Source organism: Microbulbifer mixtoriginis (SeqCode), from assembly GCF_052467705.1.
Genome location: NZ_CP174322.1, coordinates 3,256,914 through 3,274,486, shown reverse-complemented (window position 1 = coordinate 3,274,486; position 17,573 = coordinate 3,256,914). Strand labels below are relative to the sequence as shown.

Annotated in this window: 16 protein-coding genes; 8 read left to right on the top strand and 8 right to left on the bottom strand. The window is 45.4% G+C overall.

The genetic code is table 11. The features are described 5' to 3' along the window. Positions 1 to 188 precede the first annotated feature (188 nt). Positions 189 to 1,427 (top strand): alkylhydroperoxidase-related (seleno)protein, encoded by a 1,239-nt coding sequence (locus tag ACJJIB_RS14305; RefSeq protein ID WP_444886576.1) that lies wholly within the window; start codon positions 189 to 191, stop codon positions 1,425 to 1,427. A gap of 228 nt (positions 1,428 to 1,655) precedes the next feature. Here the strand turns inward: ACJJIB_RS14305 and ACJJIB_RS14300 are convergent, their stop codons facing one another. After that, complete coding sequence (locus tag ACJJIB_RS14300) at positions 1,656 to 2,168, bottom strand: DUF4174 domain-containing protein (protein ID WP_444886575.1); 513 nt, start codon at positions 2,166 to 2,168, stop codon at positions 1,656 to 1,658. Positions 2,169 to 2,356: 188 nt separating this feature from the next. Here ACJJIB_RS14300 and ACJJIB_RS14295 point away from each other — a divergent pair, with 188 nt between their 5' ends. From ACJJIB_RS14295 to ACJJIB_RS14285, 3 genes are all read left to right on the top strand, one after another. After that, complete coding sequence (locus ACJJIB_RS14295; RefSeq protein WP_444886574.1) at positions 2,357 to 3,802, top strand: MFS transporter; 1,446 nt, start codon at positions 2,357 to 2,359, stop codon at positions 3,800 to 3,802. 88 nt (positions 3,803 to 3,890) lie between these two features. Continuing rightward, positions 3,891 to 5,279: an MFS transporter gene (locus ACJJIB_RS14290; protein WP_444886573.1), complete on the top strand. Its 1,389-nt coding sequence runs from the start codon at positions 3,891 to 3,893 to the stop codon at positions 5,277 to 5,279. A 117-nt stretch (positions 5,280 to 5,396) separates the two neighbouring features. Beyond that, positions 5,397 to 6,785, top strand: a complete 1,389-nt coding sequence (locus tag ACJJIB_RS14285) for an MFS transporter (protein ID WP_444886572.1) — start codon at positions 5,397 to 5,399, stop codon at positions 6,783 to 6,785. A gap of 297 nt (positions 6,786 to 7,082) precedes the next feature. Here ACJJIB_RS14285 and ACJJIB_RS14280 read toward each other — a convergent pair whose 3' ends face one another. From ACJJIB_RS14280 to ACJJIB_RS14270, 3 genes are all read right to left on the bottom strand, one after another. Next, on the bottom strand, positions 7,083 to 7,328 hold the full coding sequence (locus ACJJIB_RS14280) for a GNAT family N-acetyltransferase (RefSeq protein ID WP_444886571.1): 246 nt from the start codon (positions 7,326 to 7,328) through the stop codon (positions 7,083 to 7,085). Positions 7,329 to 8,031: 703 nt separating this feature from the next. Then, positions 8,032 to 8,190 (bottom strand): hypothetical protein, encoded by a 159-nt coding sequence (locus ACJJIB_RS14275; RefSeq protein ID WP_444886570.1) that lies wholly within the window; start codon positions 8,188 to 8,190, stop codon positions 8,032 to 8,034. Between the two features lie 465 nt (positions 8,191 to 8,655). Continuing rightward, positions 8,656 to 9,483, bottom strand: a complete 828-nt coding sequence (locus tag ACJJIB_RS14270; protein WP_444886569.1) for an AraC family transcriptional regulator — start codon at positions 9,481 to 9,483, stop codon at positions 8,656 to 8,658. A gap of 121 nt (positions 9,484 to 9,604) precedes the next feature. Here ACJJIB_RS14270 and ACJJIB_RS14265 point away from each other — a divergent pair, with 121 nt between their 5' ends. The 4 genes from ACJJIB_RS14265 (at position 9,605) to ACJJIB_RS14250 (ending at position 13,251) form a co-directional block, all read left to right on the top strand. Next, the gene (locus tag ACJJIB_RS14265; RefSeq protein ID WP_444886568.1) at positions 9,605 to 10,033 is read left to right on the top strand and encodes an organic hydroperoxide resistance protein; all 429 of its coding nucleotides are present in this window, start codon (positions 9,605 to 9,607) and stop codon (positions 10,031 to 10,033) included. A 52-nt stretch (positions 10,034 to 10,085) separates the two neighbouring features. Continuing rightward, positions 10,086 to 11,048: an alpha/beta fold hydrolase gene (locus ACJJIB_RS14260; protein ID WP_444886567.1), complete on the top strand. Its 963-nt coding sequence runs from the start codon at positions 10,086 to 10,088 to the stop codon at positions 11,046 to 11,048. 532 nt (positions 11,049 to 11,580) lie between these two features. Continuing rightward, positions 11,581 to 12,885: a carbohydrate porin gene (locus tag ACJJIB_RS14255; protein ID WP_444886566.1), complete on the top strand. Its 1,305-nt coding sequence runs from the start codon at positions 11,581 to 11,583 to the stop codon at positions 12,883 to 12,885. 171 nt (positions 12,886 to 13,056) lie between these two features. After that, positions 13,057 to 13,251 carry a hypothetical protein gene (locus tag ACJJIB_RS14250; protein ID WP_444886565.1) on the top strand — a complete coding sequence of 65 codons (195 nt, stop codon included), beginning with the start codon at positions 13,057 to 13,059 and terminating at the stop codon, positions 13,249 to 13,251. Between the two features lie 206 nt (positions 13,252 to 13,457). On the opposite strand, the gene ACJJIB_RS14245 is transcribed toward ACJJIB_RS14250, so the two are convergent. From ACJJIB_RS14245 to ACJJIB_RS14230, 4 genes are all read right to left on the bottom strand, one after another. Further along, on the bottom strand, positions 13,458 to 14,798 hold the full coding sequence (locus ACJJIB_RS14245; RefSeq protein ID WP_444886564.1) for a serine hydrolase domain-containing protein: 1,341 nt from the start codon (positions 14,796 to 14,798) through the stop codon (positions 13,458 to 13,460). Positions 14,799 to 15,053: 255 nt separating this feature from the next. Continuing rightward, complete coding sequence (locus ACJJIB_RS14240) at positions 15,054 to 15,206, bottom strand: hypothetical protein (protein WP_444886563.1); 153 nt, start codon at positions 15,204 to 15,206, stop codon at positions 15,054 to 15,056. A 459-nt stretch (positions 15,207 to 15,665) separates the two neighbouring features. After that, a complete protein-coding gene (locus ACJJIB_RS14235; protein ID WP_444886562.1) occupies positions 15,666 to 16,253 on the bottom strand; it encodes a hypothetical protein in 588 nt (195 codons plus the stop codon). Between the two features lie 260 nt (positions 16,254 to 16,513). After that, positions 16,514 to 17,446, bottom strand: coding sequence for a LysR family transcriptional regulator (locus tag ACJJIB_RS14230; RefSeq protein WP_444886561.1), 933 nt, complete (start codon positions 17,444 to 17,446; stop codon positions 16,514 to 16,516). Positions 17,447 to 17,573 lie beyond the last annotated feature (127 nt).

The following is a 17,573-nucleotide window of genomic DNA, read 5'->3' as shown; positions in this document are numbered from 1 at the left end:
GTGGGGTTGTCAAGTGTATTGGTCCCTTTCCCCGCTGTAAATTTTCCGACTATTTTTTTAAATAAATGGGCGATTTATTTAAAAAATTAATTCTAAAAATAAATGTAGAAATGTTTGCTTATTACATATTAATCTCCTTCGTCATTGTTGGTGAAGGTATCAACCCTTTTAGGGAGTCGGATTGAACAATGCTATTTGATTACTCGAAACAGAAGTTGCCTATTCGTGAAGGTCTACGTGAGGCAAATTTAAAAGCCTGGCAGTTTATTGGGGAGACCGGCAATTGGTGGTCTGCCCTGCAGCACCTTGCCATTGCCAGAGAGGTGCGTGCAGCACATGAATGTGCATTTTGCCGAGAGCGGAAGGAAGCGCTTTCACCTTATCAGGTGGAGGGGCGGCATGAATCTAATTCGGAACTTTCTGAAGTTATTGTCGATACAGTTCACCGTATAGTGACAGACTCCTCCCGCTTAAGTGAAGAGTGGTTTAAAAGACTAGTACCCTCAGAAATCTCTAAGGGACAGTATGTGGAGTTGGTCGCTGTAGTTGTATTTGTCATGAATGTGGATACCTTCCATCGGGCACTGGGTTTACCTTTGGAGGCATTGCCAGAAATTCAAACTTTAGTGAATGAATCGCCATCGCAATATATTCCCGAAGGCCTGGAAGAGGGTGCAGCCTGGGTGCCAATGATCGGCAAGGGCCAGTGTGCCGAGGAGGAGCAAGATTTATATAGGGATGTCCCGAAGCCCACTAATGTGCTTAGAGCTTTGAGTTTGGTACCAGAGGCGGTGCGTTGTCAGCGCTATATGGAGAATCGTTATTACTTTTTACCCTCTGAAGTCATGCAGGTAGGTGAGAGTCACGATCGTGCGCTATCTCGTATAGAAATTGAGTTAGTCGCTACCAGGGTGTCGATGAATAACGAGTGTTTCTATTGTTCGGCATCTCACGCAATGTTACTGCAAGTAAGCGGAGAGGTGCAGGGTAAGCAGCAAGATATCACCAACTTGCTCACTTCGGAAAGAGCGGGAGCTAGTGAAAATAATAGACCTGGTAATGGGGGAATATCCGGGGAGCATGCGGAGCTTATTGGTTTTGTGGACGCTGCTATGGGGGATGATAATCAGCAACTTGTCCTCGCCAGGGAGAAGTTATCCAGGGAGCATGGTGATTCTGCACTGGTGGATACGGCCGCGCTAATTGGCAGTTTCCAGCGTATGAATCGTATTGCCAGCGCCACAGGAATAGAGCTGGATAGAGAAGTAGATCTGTTAAGTCAGCAGGCACAAAGTCAACTGGCGCTGGATACATATGCCCAGGCAAGTGAGACGACGGCCGGGGGTAAGGCGTTGGGGTGGCTGTTTGCCAAGGTTCGTCCGATTTTGTTTAAAATGGTGGGGAAAAGAGCCAGGGATAGGGCTTAAGTAGCAAGCTACTCACCCTTTGGAATAGTGAGCCAGATTCAATTGATAAAATGCTTATGGTGGGCTAACAAGCCCATATGCCAATGAGGATGAGTCGCCAACCGTTATAATCGTTATCGGTATAGTGTGGATCTTGATAGACCCGCTTCAATAGTGGGTTCAACGGTCCTCTCAAGGTTTGGTGCAGTAAATATAAAGCAAGGTGCACCACGGAGAAATTGAGTGTAATCATTCCTGGCAAAACCTTCTGGTCAATCTTGGTGCAAAATTTAATGAGCCAACAGATATAGTACATTTACCCAAAAGTACTTCACTGGGCTGATGGCTGCCCTGCATCTCCTGCTTGCGCATAGGCATACGGTCTATGCGCTGAAAAATTTCTACAGGGGAAAAGGTAACTGTACGATATTTTTCTCTGCCATCCTTGCCAATTAGCACAACTTGTTCACTATTTCCCTTAAAATATTCATCGCGAATATTTTTACCAAAATCCCCAGTAATTTTTCCTGCATAATTCGTTTCAATTTTGTCACCTGAAAATAAAAACCAAAGAAGTTGCCTCTCAGCAAATTGTGGCCCCAGCTTGAGCAGTGACTCTAGGGTTTCAGGGGGCTTTGGTGGGTTTGCTAGCAGTAAAATACGATTTTTCCATTGAAAATCTTTGAGGTTACTTATAGCTGTTTCTTCAGCGGCAAGCTGTAAGGATTGAATAAGTAATAGCAAGAAAAATAGTATACGCATTATCACAACTCTGCTATTTAGATTGCTAAATACATTGGAGTTTAGCTGAGTGAACTCAACTAAGCTTAAGTAGTACCCTTTGTGGCACTCCCAAAGAAACGGTTTTGGGTGACCCTTTCAAGCTTACCGGTTTTTGTAATCAGGTTTTAGGATAAAAAAATCGAATCTGAGATAGATTAGCGTATTGCATGGTGTGGTTGAACTCCCCTGGCCTAACAATCAAACTGGAGTTTCTGAAGCTGGTACCATTTATGGCGCATATGCAGGAGCCTACCCAGCAGTCAAACCGTTTAGGCCTATTAGCCATTTATGTTGCCCTATTTATCATTGCGATTGATATCAGTGCATTCTCCCCGGCGATTCCCGCAATAGAAAGGGAGATGAATATGAATATTACTACCTCACAGTGGGTAATTAATGGCTATGGGCTGGTTTTTGGGGTAATGGTTGTTACCGGTGGCCGTATTGCCGACATTATTGGGCGGCGCCGTACCTTCATCATTGGTGCGTGTATATTCCTTATCTTTTCCCTACTCGGAGGGCTAGCTGTAAATGTTCCAATGCTGTTGGCCGCCAGGGCTGCAATGGGTATTGGGGCCGCCTTAATGTGGCCATCAATTCTGGGGATGGCATACAACCTTATGCCAGAAGAACGCGCTGGGGAAACCGGCGGATTAATTATGGCCATCTGCGGTCTTGCCAATACTTTGGGGCCAGTAGTAGGGGGAGTGTTGGCAGATCTACTGAGTTGGCGCTGGCTATTCTTTTTCAACTTGCCCATCGCTACTGCGGCGGTCTATATGTGCTGGAAATATATCCCGATAGATACACCTTATGACCCAAACGAAAAAATTGACTATTTGGGGGTTTTGACCCTTACGGGTTCTTTGTTAAGTTTTCTCTTGGCCTTAAATTTCGCTTCTGAAAATGGCTTTATGAATCCCTTGGTAGTGGGGTTATTAACCTCCTTTTTTCTGTTTACGATTGCTTTTGTACTGATTGAAACAAAAGAGCGAGATTTCGCCCTGATACCTCAGGATATCATTAAGAATAAGCGATTCTTTGCAGCAGGAGCTGTTACCCTTTTTACCTCCGTAACTTTTTTTTCCGTGATCCTGTATTTGCCACAATACTTAACCAATGTGCGGGGTTTCTCTACTATTCAGTCCGGCTTGTCCCTGGTGCCCATGATGGTCGCTTTTGGCATAATGTCCTTTATTGCAGGTAAATTATATTTGCGTACCGGAGGGAAAATATTGGTATGTGTTGGAATTTTGGGCATGAGCCTGGGGATGTTTTACTTGTCCAGGTTGGGAGAAGGGTATAACTACATCTTAGGGCTGATTATATTAGGCGCTGGCCTGGGGCTCTTTAACCCCTCGACAACCACAATGGTTATTGCGGTTGTAAATCCCAACCGCGCTAGTTTAGCCAGTGCCATTATCTATATGCTCAAAATTACCGGTGGAGCGGTAGGGCTTGGTGTAAATGCGGCAATATTGGGTTTCTCTCCAGATATCACATCGGGTATTAGCTTGGCATTTGAGGTTAACGCCTGCTTTGCTTTTGTGGGCTTTGTTGTTGCGTTCATGTTTATGAGCGCTCCTAGAATTCCAGAGCGGGAAGGCGGGTAATCACTGAAGTGCAAGACCATGTGATGAAAGTGAAGGAAGCTGCGAATCTATCCGATTGGCTTGCAGAATTGCTGAGGGATTTACAGTGGTGAGTCAGCTACAGATTTCCAGAGGGCAGGTTTATGGCTTATTTGCTGCCGCTCTGGCCTTATTTATGGTCGCGATTGATATGAGCGCCTTCTCCCCTGCATTGCCAGCTATACAGCGTGAGTTTGGATTTGATATCACCACTTCGCAATGGGTGATTAATGGTTATGTACTTGTCTTTGGTATTTTGGTGGTCACTGGCGGTCGCATAGCGGATATCTATGGCAGAAAACGTGCTTTTATGGTGGGAACGGCTATTTTTGCTCTCTGCTCATTATTTGGTGGCCTCGCTATTGATATGGCCATGTTGCTGGTAGTCCGCTGTCTGATGGGGATAGGTGCAGCGTTAATGTGGCCCTCTGTTATAGGTATGACCTATAGCCTGGTTCCCAAAGAGTATGCTGGGCAGGTTGGTGGGGGCTTGATGGCAGTATTGGGGGTGGCAAATATTGTTGGGCCTGTGGCTGGAGGGGTGTTGGCTGAATATTTAAGTTGGAGGTGGATTTTTTTTATAAATATTCCTCTTGCGATTACCATAATTTGTTTTTGCTGGAAGTCAGTTCCTGATGATGTTCCCAAAATTTCACAGGAGAAGATAGATTACCTGGGAGTTTTGACGTTGAGTATTTCTCTGTTCAGTCTTTTGATTTCTTTGAATTTGGCTGCCGAAATTGGTTTCAGAGATCCATTGGTGATCTATCTGATAATGCTATTCTTAGTGTTCATCTGCTTGTTTATTATTGTGGAAAAGCGCAATCAAGAGGTTGCATTAATTCCTGCTGATATTGTCTCTAATAAAACATTTTCTCTGGTAAGTTTGGTTACTCTTTTATCGGCAGTGATGTTTTTTGCCGTTATTTTGTTTTTGCCTCAGTTTTTAATTGAATATCTGGGGTTTACTGCAGTTCAGTCTGGTATAGGAATGATCCCCATTATGGCAACCTTTGCCCTGACCTCCTATCTATCGGGTGTTCTGCATAAACAGCTGGGGGCTAAATTGTTGATATGTGGGGGGCTTGTCTGCAAAGGCGCTGGAATATTTTCACTATCTTATCTGAACAAAGAAACAGAATATCTTGAACTTATACCCGGATTGATTATTTTGGGGATTGGCATTGGCTTGTTCAATCCGGCGGTGACTACCGCTGCGATATCAGTTGTAGATTCTGCGCGCTCAAGCTTGGCGAGTGCGATTCTTTATATGTTCAAGATTGCAGGAGGTGCCTTGGGCTTGGGAATCAATGCGGCTATTGTAGGTTTTGCGCCAGATGTGGTGAGTGGTATTGGTTGGGCCTATACGGTAAATGCTTATTTTGCTCTTAGTGCGTTTGTGATTGCTGTTTTCTTTCTTCCCGGGCAGTTACCAAAAGCCTTCTCGAGACGGCAGTAATAATGAAATTTAATCGTTTTAAAAGATCCTATGTTGGGTTCGTAAATGTGATCAGGAGAGTGGTTTGATAATGTGTTGAGTTCCATTTGAGATCTAGTGCGCAGGAGGTTTCAATTAATGCCCGCGCTAAATTCTACTCTAGGAAAGGAACAATATTTAGGGCTCGCGGCCTTATCAGTGGCTGTGTTCCTTGTGGCAAATGACTTTACGGCTTTTGCTCCTGCATTACCTGCTATTGAAAATGAATTTAATGTAGACATTACCACTTCCCAGTGGATTATTAATGGCTATGCGCTGGTCTTTGGGGTGCTGATCATTACTGGTGGTCGGCTTGCTGATCTCTACGGTAGAAGAGGTGTATTTTTTTGCGGTACCCTGATTTTTATATTTTTCTCCATTTTAGGCGGATTGGCAGTTAATGCTAATATGCTGTTGATTTCCCGAGCTTTGATGGCAGTTGGGGCAGCGTTGATGTGGCCATCAGTTCTGGGGATGACCTATAACTTGATGCCCGATGACCGCTCTGGCCAGGCTGGCGGGCTGATTATGGCAGTTTGCGCATTTGCTAATGCCGTAGGCCCAGTACTGGGAGGAATACTGGCAGACCTTTTAAGCTGGCGGTGGATTTTTTTAATCAATATCCCTATAGCATCAATCGCACTATTTGTCTGCTGGAAAGTAGTTCCGTTTACACCACCAGAGCAGACAGAAGAGAAAATTGATTATCCAGGTGTAGCAACACTTTCTATTTCACTATTTGGGCTATTGTTTGCGTTGGATATTTCTGGGCAGATTGGCTTCAAGCATCCATTGGTTATTACATTGTTGACGATATTTCTAGTTTTTATATGTTTATTTTCCGTTATTGAATGTCGCATAGGGCGTACTGCATTGGTTCCGGGTGATGTTATCGGCAATAAAAAATTTCTTTCAGCAAGTGTTGTTACCCTGTTAGTCGCTGTTTTATATTTTTCAGCCTTACTTTATATTCCGCAGTTTTTGACAAAAACACAGGGGTATAGCGCGATGCAATCTGGTATGTCATTGACTCCATTGATGGTTGTTTCGGGAATCTTTGCTTATATATCAGGGCGTTTTTATGAGCTGATTGGGCCAAGGTGGTTGGCTGGGGTAGGCACACTCTGTATGTGCGTAGGGATGTTTATGTTGTCTCATCTAAGCGACCATACCGGGTTCATTAGCCTTTTGCCGGGTATGATGATGCTGGGTATAGGCATTGGCCTCTTTAACCCTGCAATTACCACTGCTGCAATCACTGCTGTATCACCAAGTCGAGCCAGTTTGGCCGGAGCCGTATTATATATGTTTAAAATTGCTGGAGGTGCCATTGGTCTTGGGATGAATGCGACTATTGTGGCTTTTTCACCAGATATCTCTTCAGGTATTGACCGGGCGTTTACGGTTAATGCTTATCTTGCACTTGCAGGGTTGATAGGGTGCCTGTTTTTTGTGGCTGCTAGCGAGCAGAAGGAAGTATCTACTTAACTGAATTTTATCTTTTCTTCGACTTATAGGTTTAGAGTCGTAGCGAAAAAATATTTCAAATATTTTAATCTTGCTTTTGAATAATAAAAATACTTAAAAAATAATTTTATAATTCAATGGTCATCCCAAAGAAGAGCTATCTCTAGGGGTTTCGGAAAGGGTTCTGCAGTAGTCAGAATGATACTTTTTATTTTGCCAGTCCTTGGCCTATAAAAAACAATAGGTTTCTAAATTATCGAGACCGTGATTGATAGAAGTTTTATGAGTTGTTTTAAGGTGCAGATTTTCAACAAGTAATCATGTTATAGGTTCTATCCTGGGAAAATAAATATGATCGGTATAAGTCTTTCTATAAATTATAGGAGCTCTTGGGGCTGTCATTTCAAGGTAGAAGCTACACTTCTCAAGTACTCGCTCTGAAGTAAAATGATTTTTGGTTACTACCTTTCTGTAGTGGGCGATACCATGCTCTAAGGTTGCCCATTCCATCAAGGCTGTCAATGATTCGGTACTATACTTTTTTCCGTGAAATTCAGGTAGCAATAAATAGCCAACTTCGGCGATACCATTCTCTACTGGAAGCCTAGTAACGCCTATTTATTCGCCTGAATTTTGATCTGAAATAAACAAGCACAACCACGCATTGGCGGTGGCTTTCCAGGGGATCAGGTCCTTCTTCCTGGTTTCCAAGCTGATTGCACCTTAAATCGCTTAATAAGATCCTGAATCTTGGGGCTCATACAGCTTGCGGATTCTATTTCTTGATATACCCTGTCAGTTGCTCGTTTACCTGCGTCTAGAAGTATCTGCGCTGTTTGTTTTTCTGTTAGTTGGGGCCTTTTCTCTTTAAGGTATTGAGATGACATACGTGTGACCAGTTCATAATTTGCCAGGAATGAAGCTAGCTCTGGTTTTTTAGGTTGGTAACACTTACCAGCAGCGGCACTAGACAAGGTAAAGTGTTCATACATCTTAAGGATCTCAGGCGTACTCTGGGTAGTGGAGTTCGAACTGGATAAGAGTACGATGGATAGAGTTATTATGAATTGCATAACATTTCCATATGCTCAATGGTCTGCACTTATTTTAACTTAGAAATCTTAGTTTTTACACTGCTTGAATAATTGCTTTCACTATGAGGTGGCTTACTTGGCTGGAAAATAGATTTTTTGGTTTTACCAGAAATACCAAGTAGCCATCCATTTTATCTCTATAGTATTTTTGGCCATCTTTGAGTTCACATTTACTACTGAGAGAGTAGGGAGATGAAAAGCTTCTTTTTAGATTCCATCCTTTCTTTCATGGATTCAGGGTTTCTTATAAGTTCCGCAATCTCTTTAAAGGAGTTTGCTTGCAATTCAACATCACAAGCGCCACCTAATGTCTTGCAGCTCATAGTTTTCATATCGAGCTCCTTTTGTGAAAGACAATTGATTTTTGGGAGGGCTAATTTTAGGACAACTGTAGATTTGAAGAGGTGAAGGTGGAGAGGTAAAGATTGGGAGACTTGAGCGATAGATGGTATTGCTAAGCTTGCTGCAGCTCTTTGAGAGGGCTTTTGTGTGTACTTATGGGTATTAACGGGCCTTACAAAGGGCCATGTGGCCACAGTTATTAGACTCAAAAATCTTATGCGTGCCTAACCATTACCTTAATAGTAATATCTTGCGCTTGTTTGAATGCTCGTGATAGAGACTAATTGTAGTGGTCTAATCCTTCCGAGCACTTGGCTTCTTTGCACCCGTGATAAAGGGATTTTTGAAGTTCATTAAGTTCGCTTGGTGGGATGGTGAGAATAAGCATGAATTGCTTCCTTAGGTATTAGTCATGGACTTCTTGATATTATGATGAAGTCTAGTTAATAGAGTCTTCACGAGGCTTGTTGCTTAAGCCATTGTCGAGGGGAGCATCCCACGCAAGCTTTAAAGGCGCGTGACAAGGCGGCTTCGCTTCCATAGCCAACTTCCTCTACCACCAGTTTGAATGGCAAGCCCTGTTTCAAAGCGCGCTGTACTAACGATATCCGCCAACGCTGCAAGTATGCAGCTGGAGTGGTGCCAACTTGATCACGAAAAGATCTGGCAAATACACTCCGCGACATGCCAGCTTGTTGGGCCAGCTCTTCTAAGGACCAGTCATGTGCGGGCTGTTCATGTATGGCAATCAGCGCTAAGCGCAAGCGTGGGTGTGCCATACCAGCCAGCATACCAACCTGTGTCAACCCTTCCTCCATCAAGTGCCGAAGTACCCGAATTACTATGACTTCGAATAGGCGATCCAGTATTGCCTGGCGACCACAGTTTTGGGCAAAAGCTTCTTCAAAAATCAGGTCCAGTACACTTTTTGAATCGGATATAGCTGACAATGGAAGGCAGATAAAGTCGGGCAGGGCTGCCGCTATAGGATTGCCAGGGCCGCCATCAAAGCTGAGGTTGGCACAGGCAAAATCTGCCCCACTCCTGGAGTCTGTAATAAAGCGATGTGCTAACGGTCGCGGGTAGAACAGCAGACTGGGCTCTGAAATCTGCAACTTCGGACCACTGCTGTGGTTGACTTCGACAGTGCCCTGGCGAATCAAGTGGAGCTGTCCCATATCACCGTCGCCATTTAGCCCATTAATACCGCATAAAGTGCCTGTGTGGAATACGCGTGCTGTGATTGAGAACTTATCCAGCAGGGCAGCCAGCCGATCCCCCATTCCGATACTCCTGGTTAAATTATAAAGACTTATTGTTACATATCGTCCCATTTCTGGGGGTAAATTTAAACCCGTTGACAGATATGAGCCCCGGCTCTTCACAGAACCAAGGAGTATTAGCATGCAGTTAGAAAAAGTCCTCTACACAGCCGAGGCTACCGCTACAGGTGGTCGGGAGGGGCGAGCACTATCAACTGATGGTGCCCTCGACGTCCAACTTTCAACACCACGAGAACTTGGTGGTGCAGGTGGTAACGGCACCAATCCTGAACAGCTATTTGCGGCAGGCTATTCCGCCTGTTTTCTGGGTGCATTGAAGCATGTCGCAGCTCAAGAAAAAATCACTCTGCCAGATAGTTCACGGGTTACCAGCAAGGTCGGCATAGGCCCGATACCCACAGGTTTTGGCATTCAGGTGGCGCTGTGTATCAGCTTGCCCGGACTGACGGAGACTGTGGTGCAGCTGCTAATTAACAGGGCCCATATCGTATGTCCCTATTCAAATGCAACCCGTGGAAACATTGATGTATACCTTATGCCTGCTGAATAAGTGGCCGGCATTTTCCAATACCTGATTTAAATGCTTCGAAGGAGAAGCCAGTATGAATCCCTTAACTCGTAAGATAGGTGCTCTTGGAATAGCTCTCCTTACTACATTCAGTGCAATACAATCTTCAGCTGACTCAAAATCTAGTAAAGCTGCCGAGTCTGCTAATAGTTATTCTAAGACAGCCAGCACCATCACCACCCGTGATGGAGTGCAGCTTTACTACAAGGATTGGGGGCCAAAGGACGGGCCGGTTGTAACCTTCAGCCATGGTTGGCCACTAAGCTCGGACAGCTGGGAGTCGCAGATGATATTCCTGGCATCCAAAGGTTATCGCGTTGTGGCGCATGACAGGCGAGGGCACGGCCGCTCCAGCCAGCCCTGGGACGGTAATGATATGGATCATTACGCAGATGATCTGGCAGCTGTCATCAAAGCGCTGGACCTGAAAGATGTGACCCTGGTGGGTTTTTCCACCGGTGGCGGTGAAGTCGCGCGCTATATCGGCCGACATGGTACAGGTCGCGTTAAGAAAGCCGCGCTGATCTCAGCCGTGACACCGCTTATGCTTAAGACCAACACCAACCCGGGTGGTTTGCCGCTGGAAGTATTTGATGGTATCCGTAAAGGGTCCCTGGAAAACCGCTCTCAACTTTACCTGGATATCGCATCTGGACCATTCTTCGGATTCAACCGTCCAGATGCAGAGCCCTCACAAGGTTTGATTCAGTCATTCTGGGCGCAGGGAATGCGAGGTGGACACAAGAATACCTACGATTCTATCGCTGCCTTTTCGGCTACAGATTTCCGTGGGGACCTGAAGAAATTTGATGTGCCTACGTTGATAGTTCATGGGGATGACGACCAGATTGTTCCCATCGACAATTCGGCCCGTGCCGCAGCAAAAATTGTCCGCAATGCCAAGTTGGTTGTTTATCCCGGTGCGCCGCATGGCCTTGCCGACACTCATAAAGAGCAACTCAATCACGACTTGTTGAAGTTTTTACAGGACAGGTAATTAGCACCAGGAGTGCCCTGCGAAAGCAGGGCAGCCTCCAAGAATACTTTTTTAGTTTTGACAATATTGGCCATACCTTCGCAGTTAGAAAATGGGTGTAAATTAAATGCGTGATATAGCAATTGTAGGTGGCGGTTAATCGGGCCTGCATCGAAGCCTCGCCCCTTTGTGATGGCTCGTAAAAACTTCCTGCTGGTGTCTTCGGTCAGTGACTCTAAAGCATTAAGCCTGCACTTCAGTTTGATCCACACTGCTAATCCGTTGAGGATTATGAGGCATTGCTGTCCCAGAAATATTCAACTTGAGAAGGTTGGGCTGGCAATAGTCGCGTTGCGTAATATAAGAACGTTGCTAGTAAGAAAGGTTGGCACAGGCTGCATCCCTATATATTTATCGATTAACAACACTCTCTTGGGATTTTCTGGCTGGCCATTCAACGACCCAACTTGAATGCCTTGAATAGAGTCCTCACTTGGTCCTAGTGAGATCGCTTACATAAAATATAATGAATTAGAGTGCATGTGAGAAATCTATGCAGCATAAGTTGGAATGGGTGATTGCCGTAATCGTATTAGTATGTGCCACATCTTTGCAGGGTGCTTCCGCTCAAAATGTCGAAGAAGCTGCGCCCTCGTACTCATATTGCTTACGTCCATCATTATTCGATTGGCCAGGTGGTTTGAAGCACGCCTTTCGGGAGCGTGGGATAAAAGTCGATGCTTGGCTTACACAATTCTACCAAGGTGTGCTCACAGGAGATGGCGACAAGACTTGGCAGTACGGTGGTAAAGGAGACCTAATCGTAAATCTGGATATGTCGAAGCTGGGTCTGTGGCGAGGCCTGTCAGTCAATGTGCACCAGGAATGGATTTTTGGTGATGATGTGAATGACTTGGGGAATGGGGAGTTATTGCCGTTTAATACAGCGCTCGCTTTTCCACGACTCGGTGGCAGTGATCGCGAAACTTCCATTACTCTATCGCAAGCCATCGGAGATCGCTATTCGCTCACCTTAGGCAAGTTTTATATGTTTGATGTAGCCGCTAAGAAGCCTCTAATCGGCGGTGGCGGCCTGGATACTTTCATGAATATCGGACTTGCGGCCCCAATTAGTGGAGTAACTCCACCATACTTGTTTGGCGCTATTGGGAAGGTCAAGGCCGATTATGCAACCTTTACATTAATGGTTTATGATCCCCGCAACGCGCAGATGAAGGAGGTAATCAGGAGTCCCTTTGCTGAAGGCAAAACTACAAGCCTTTCAGCAACTTTCCCTACCAAGATAAACGATCAAAAAGGTTTTTATACTGTGCGCGGCGTGTACAGTTCGAAAAAGGGGCTGAATCTTTCGACTATTCCCTCGCTTCTCGACCTTCCTGCAGCGTCCGAATCCATCCTCACGCGGAAAGGTTATTGGTATCTAAGTACCAGTGTGCAGCAATATCTTTATCATTACCCAGGCAACCCGGATATTGGATGGGGCCTCTTTGCGGAAGGCGCAATTTCCGATGGAAACCCTAATCCCCTTAAATGGCATTTTTTAGCTGGCGTCGGTGGGCAGGGGTTGTTTCCTGGCCGGCAGCAGGATCGTTGGGGGATCGGTTATTTTAAATATGGATTAAGTAACCAACTGATCAAGGGGCTGGCAAGGATCGGTTCTACCATGCCATTCAATCCCGAGTTCTTTATCAGGGATGAACAGGGCATAGAACTTTTCTACAACATGCACTTGGCGCCTTGGCTACGCATCACGGGCGACCTGCAATGGGTCAGGCCACATGAACTGAGTCGCAAGAGGATTTCTGTTGCGGCCCTGCGATGGCAGATACGTTTTTGAATTGAGACACAGTGTGAAACTGATCGACCTATCGATCTGATGATACTGAATGACCGTCTACTCAATGCCGAGCCTTAGGAACATCCACAAAACCGATATTCTAGTTACCTCTATTATGGGCGAAAGATGTGCATGATACCGTAGACTGGGAATGGATGTTTTGGAAGTTCGGTGCTGAATTCTGATGGAAATGGTACTGCCGCGGACCGCGACGGCTTCTGCAGTCGTGTAGATATTGCCGTTGATAAAGGCAGGGACAGCGGTTTCGGCCACAGGAATGCCTGCTTCCGATTGCTTGGTCACCAAGGAGTTGGAGTACGGTTTCTCGGAATAACCGGAGAGCGCAAGGACGAGGCCAAGCGCTGATTCCAAACAGATACCAGATTCGAAACAGGCCTACCTCCCTGAGGGGTATTGCACAGTTTCGCGCGACACCTGGGCTGCTCAGCTCGTCGAATTTTGTATGTCATTCAGATCAATGTCGAACAAAGTCTATCGAGCGCATTATGTCTTCTATCTGGCCCACAAGATTGCTTACCGGAAATATCAAAGCATTTAGCTATTTTGAAGCTTTACCTTCCCGCCAGATATTTAATGATCCCATAGAAGCCCTGCAGGTTGTACCCGTCCAGGTAGGTGTCCTTGGATGGCGGCATGGAGGATTGTTTGATGATGGCGATGTCATGGTTCCTGTCGATATAGATCCACTGCCCGTGAACTCCAATGGCCATGAAGGCTTCCATGCCCGGCGTATGTTTGACCCACCACTGGGCGCGGTAGCTCCATTCGCCTTTTTTATACACAATATCGTCGGAGTCTGGACCTTTATCGAAGGCCTCGATGCTGCCCCCCTTGGCGATCTTGTCGACTACCTCTTTCGGCACGACCTGCTGGCCGTTGAATTTACCGTTATCCTTCATCATGATCGCAAAGCGAGCGAGATTGTAAGGTGTTGCATTCAGGCCACCACCGGCTACCGGCGTCGCGTTGTTGTCAACCAACACGTAGGTCTCACCCTCGGTGCCAATCTTCGACCAGACCTTTTCGTGCAGAGCTTTTTGGAACGATTCGCTGGTCACACGATTGGTAACCCAGTTAACGACGTCGGTCTTGGGGGTCTGATAGTGAAATACTTGGCCGTCCTTGTAGTTCTTGTCGGTTTTGAGAGTCACTAGGTAATCGTACAGGCTCTCAGGGTATTTGATCCCCGGCAATTTCGGTGTCCAGCCCAGGACGGCACTATACATGCGGATGCCGGATTTGGGATCCGCATAGTCTTCGGTGAAATCCATGGAGTTGGTCATATTCAGAACTTGGCCAAAGGTGGCGTTGGCGAAAGCCCCGTCCTTCACGTTGAGTTCTGGAACATACTTCGTAACCGGGTCGGTTTCCTTCAGTTTTTCTTCTGCTACCGCCATCAAGCCGAGCAAGCCGCAGAATGATTTGGTCACAGACATCATCTGGTGCGGCGTGTCTGGCGTCATGCTATTGAGGTATTCCTCGTAGACGATGTCGTCGCCTTTAATCACGACCAGGGAATCCGTCCAGGTCTCTTTCAGAAAATCAGCGACCGACTTGATATTACCCTTTGGATCCGTGATCTTGACGCCGGACGCAAAACTATTATCGATAGCCTTTTGGAGTGTTGACGGGTTGGCAGCGGCGGGTATGTTCGCCGAAGGATAAAACATCCGCATGTGCTGATAGGACCAGCGGATGAACGGCGAAGTCATTAGGGCATTCTTTTTGGTGACTTGCTTATCAGGTGGTGGCGGAAATCCTTCCATGATACCCAGCTCTTTGGCTGTTGCATATTTGTCTTCCGCATGGGCTATAGAGTTTATCGCAATGGTGGACGCTAATACCGAGCAGGCGAAAAAAATGGTTCTCGGAATAACTTCTAACTTACTCATCGTGTACTTTCTCCATAACTAGCAATTGGTCGGCAGAGCAGGTCCTCTGCTTGCTAATCGCTGCAGGCCTTCGTAAGCGGTATATAAACCACATTGTAGTGGTCTAATCCATCTGGGCACCAAAGAGTTGATCAGATGCTGAGTTTTTATGTGGCGTATCAGCCCCCAGCGGTACAATGCTATTAATCTATTTTCTGAAATCGATGGGCTGACGGAAAAACCAGACTTTGCTGTTAAACGGTAACCATATCGTATTTACAGGTCCATAAGGCCAGGAATTTGCGCCAACAACACCGGGCTATTGATCACCAGCTTTATACCATTAGGGAACTCCAATACACCCAGATTTCCCGTAGTGGCCACAGGATATCGGATATCCACAAGAACAAAGTCAGGGGTATCAGACACCAAAGTTTGTTCAGATAGTTTGCGGTACCAGTAGAGGAGCAGGCTGTAGTTTATGTTGTGCTTACGTATTAAGACACCGGATAAATGTAGTAGGTAAAGGAATATAGCCCGCGTTACATATAGCAACTAACCCACATACTTTGCGCCACAGCACTGCTATCAACCACCTGATAGATGGTAAAATCCTAGAGTAAGTACAGGGCTTGCATTGAAAGCTCTTAGTATCGAGTGTTTGGTTATGTAAGTAATTAAAATCATGATTAAGCCAAGAGCTGATGAGGCCTGGGATACAACCCTATGTACAATCTAAATCCACTATTATCCTTTAGGTTTTGGTGGTTTAAATAGATTGCTGCGAGAGAATATCAATAGAGAATCTTAGATGGATTGTGTGCTAGTTTCTGTCTATTGTTTAATGCTAATTTCTTATTTTAAGGTTTTAATGTATAGGTGTGGGTGTTAAATAGATATTTCTGTGTCGGTTAACTTTGTATAATTTATATGGTTAAATCCAAAAAATGACCTCCTACCATAAAGACGTAGTTTGTCGCCAGGTTTGAGATCCTCCCATGACTTTTTTGTCACGCCGCATATCTGATTGCTCATTAAGGAGTTGTACTCACTCAGAAGGACTCTACCTTTGCAATGCTTCTCTCGGTATCTAGATGATTTTCCTGAAACTGTTACATCTATGCTGCCGTGAGTTGATATGAAAAAATGTAATGTTGCTGGTAATCCTCTTGCTATTGAAAGATAGATGGTAATTGGGATCCCCATAGTTAAAGCTACCCCCATCAAGAGAGGGCTTTTTTTCTGATCTGCGATAATTTTCCTTATTGCCGATTTTCTTCTGGGGAGAGAAATGAATAAGATTGTGAGTAGAACCATAGAGAGAGTGACGCTAGTAAAAGCAAGAAATCTAGCTTTTTCATCACTGATCAAAAGTTCACTCGAAGCTCCAATTGGGAGTAGGCAGACTATGCCAAAAGCTATACATGCATATATCTTGTGCTTAAGTGTTGCTCTTTTCTCGAGTGAGGAATCCATCGCTACCTTTTTGTACGGCTGACTGATCATTTATCGAAGTCGCAATATATCATTTGATGTATATGCTTCCCAGGCACTTACAACGATTTATATTTCAGTTGGTTATTCGTTGGAGAGGAAATCTTTAAAGTGACAAAAACATAAAATTCAAGTCGTGATTAATAAGGTTAACTAAGGAGTGGTAAATTTTTCAGTAAAAATGGTAACTTAGTCAGCTATATGGCACTTCTCAAAAATTCATTTATTGGTATTCAGGTTGTTTATATTTGCTCGTTGGTTCTATCTAGGTGATGCTGCAAATGCTCACAAATAAAATCCACACATAGTTTAATTTTTGGTATTTGATATTTACTGCGCTCGTAAAGAAGAAAGATGCCAATATCACCTCCAGGGCTGACAGAGACTTTACCTTGGGTGGGAACCTGTACTAATTCTCCAGATTCCAGGTGTTCGCAAATACTCCATGAGGGTACACAGAACATACCGCGATGATTCAGTGCTGCAGCCAGTAGAGCTTTGCCATTATTGCTGATCAGGTGGGTGGATAGCTTTAGTGGCACCCAGTGATCATCATCGAAATAGTGCCAGTCAATCAGTCCTCTGGGGCCGCGGTATTGGAGGGCGTGGGCAGATTCAATAGCCTGTTTGTTTAGCGGTAACTCTTTCCCTAGGGTGTTTAGGTACTTGGGTGTGGCGGTGAGTGAGAATTCGTTCTTGGATAAACGCTTGGCGATGACATGCTCATCGGGAGCGGAGCCTCCGCGAATGGCGATATCTACAGGGTCTTTACCTAGCTGGGTAAGATCGTCGCTATAGTGCAGGTCAAAAACAATGTTTGGGTAACGTTGGACGAATTGTTCCAGTAGGGGGGTTAAGTGCTGTTCGCCGTAAGAGGGTAGGCAGCTGATACGGATCAACCCGCTGGGGGCTTCGAAGGTTTGGCTCACCAGCTCATCTGCCTGCTCCAGTTGGCGAATGGCTTCATTAATCATGGAGTAATAGAGCTTACCCAGTTCGGTAACTTCCACCTTGCGGGTGCTGCGCTGCAATAGCTCTACTCCCAGAGACTGCTCAAGGTCCCGCACACGCCGTGAAATAGAAGAGGCAGGAACATCGAATTCCTCAGCCACTGCAGTAAAACTACAGAGTTCTGCCACGCGTTTGAAGTAGCGTAATGCCCGGATTTTGTCCATAAAGCCCCTATTCTTGCTTGTTTACACGGCAACTTAGCATTCATTATTGTCAGAAAGACAAAAGACTTCCACTAAATGCTCTCTGTTTCTCAGTTGGGGCAGGGGGCACTATCGCTCTCATTCTTGA

Bases quoted from the DNA above. Each gene is read 5' to 3' on its own strand.
- ACJJIB_RS14305 (WP_444886576.1), top strand. From the start codon at position 189: ATGCTATTTGATTACTCGAAACAGAAGTTGCCTATTCGTGAAGGTCTA.
- ACJJIB_RS14300 (WP_444886575.1), bottom strand. From the start codon at position 2,168: ATGCGTATACTATTTTTCTTGCTATTACTTATTCAATCCTTACAGCTT.
- ACJJIB_RS14295 (WP_444886574.1), top strand. From the start codon at position 2,357: ATGGTGTGGTTGAACTCCCCTGGCCTAACAATCAAACTGGAGTTTCTG.
- ACJJIB_RS14285 (WP_444886572.1), top strand. From the start codon at position 5,397: ATGCCCGCGCTAAATTCTACTCTAGGAAAGGAACAATATTTAGGGCTC.
- ACJJIB_RS14275 (WP_444886570.1), bottom strand. From the start codon at position 8,190: ATGAAAACTATGAGCTGCAAGACATTAGGTGGCGCTTGTGATGTTGAA.
- ACJJIB_RS14270 (WP_444886569.1), bottom strand. From the start codon at position 9,483: ATGGGGGATCGGCTGGCTGCCCTGCTGGATAAGTTCTCAATCACAGCA.
- ACJJIB_RS14265 (WP_444886568.1), top strand. From the start codon at position 9,605: ATGCAGTTAGAAAAAGTCCTCTACACAGCCGAGGCTACCGCTACAGGT.
- ACJJIB_RS14260 (WP_444886567.1), top strand. From the start codon at position 10,086: ATGAATCCCTTAACTCGTAAGATAGGTGCTCTTGGAATAGCTCTCCTT.
- ACJJIB_RS14255 (WP_444886566.1), top strand. From the start codon at position 11,581: ATGCAGCATAAGTTGGAATGGGTGATTGCCGTAATCGTATTAGTATGT.
- ACJJIB_RS14245 (WP_444886564.1), bottom strand. From the start codon at position 14,798: ATGAGTAAGTTAGAAGTTATTCCGAGAACCATTTTTTTCGCCTGCTCG.
- ACJJIB_RS14235 (WP_444886562.1), bottom strand. From the start codon at position 16,253: ATGGATTCCTCACTCGAGAAAAGAGCAACACTTAAGCACAAGATATAT.
- ACJJIB_RS14230 (WP_444886561.1), bottom strand. From the start codon at position 17,446: ATGGACAAAATCCGGGCATTACGCTACTTCAAACGCGTGGCAGAACTC.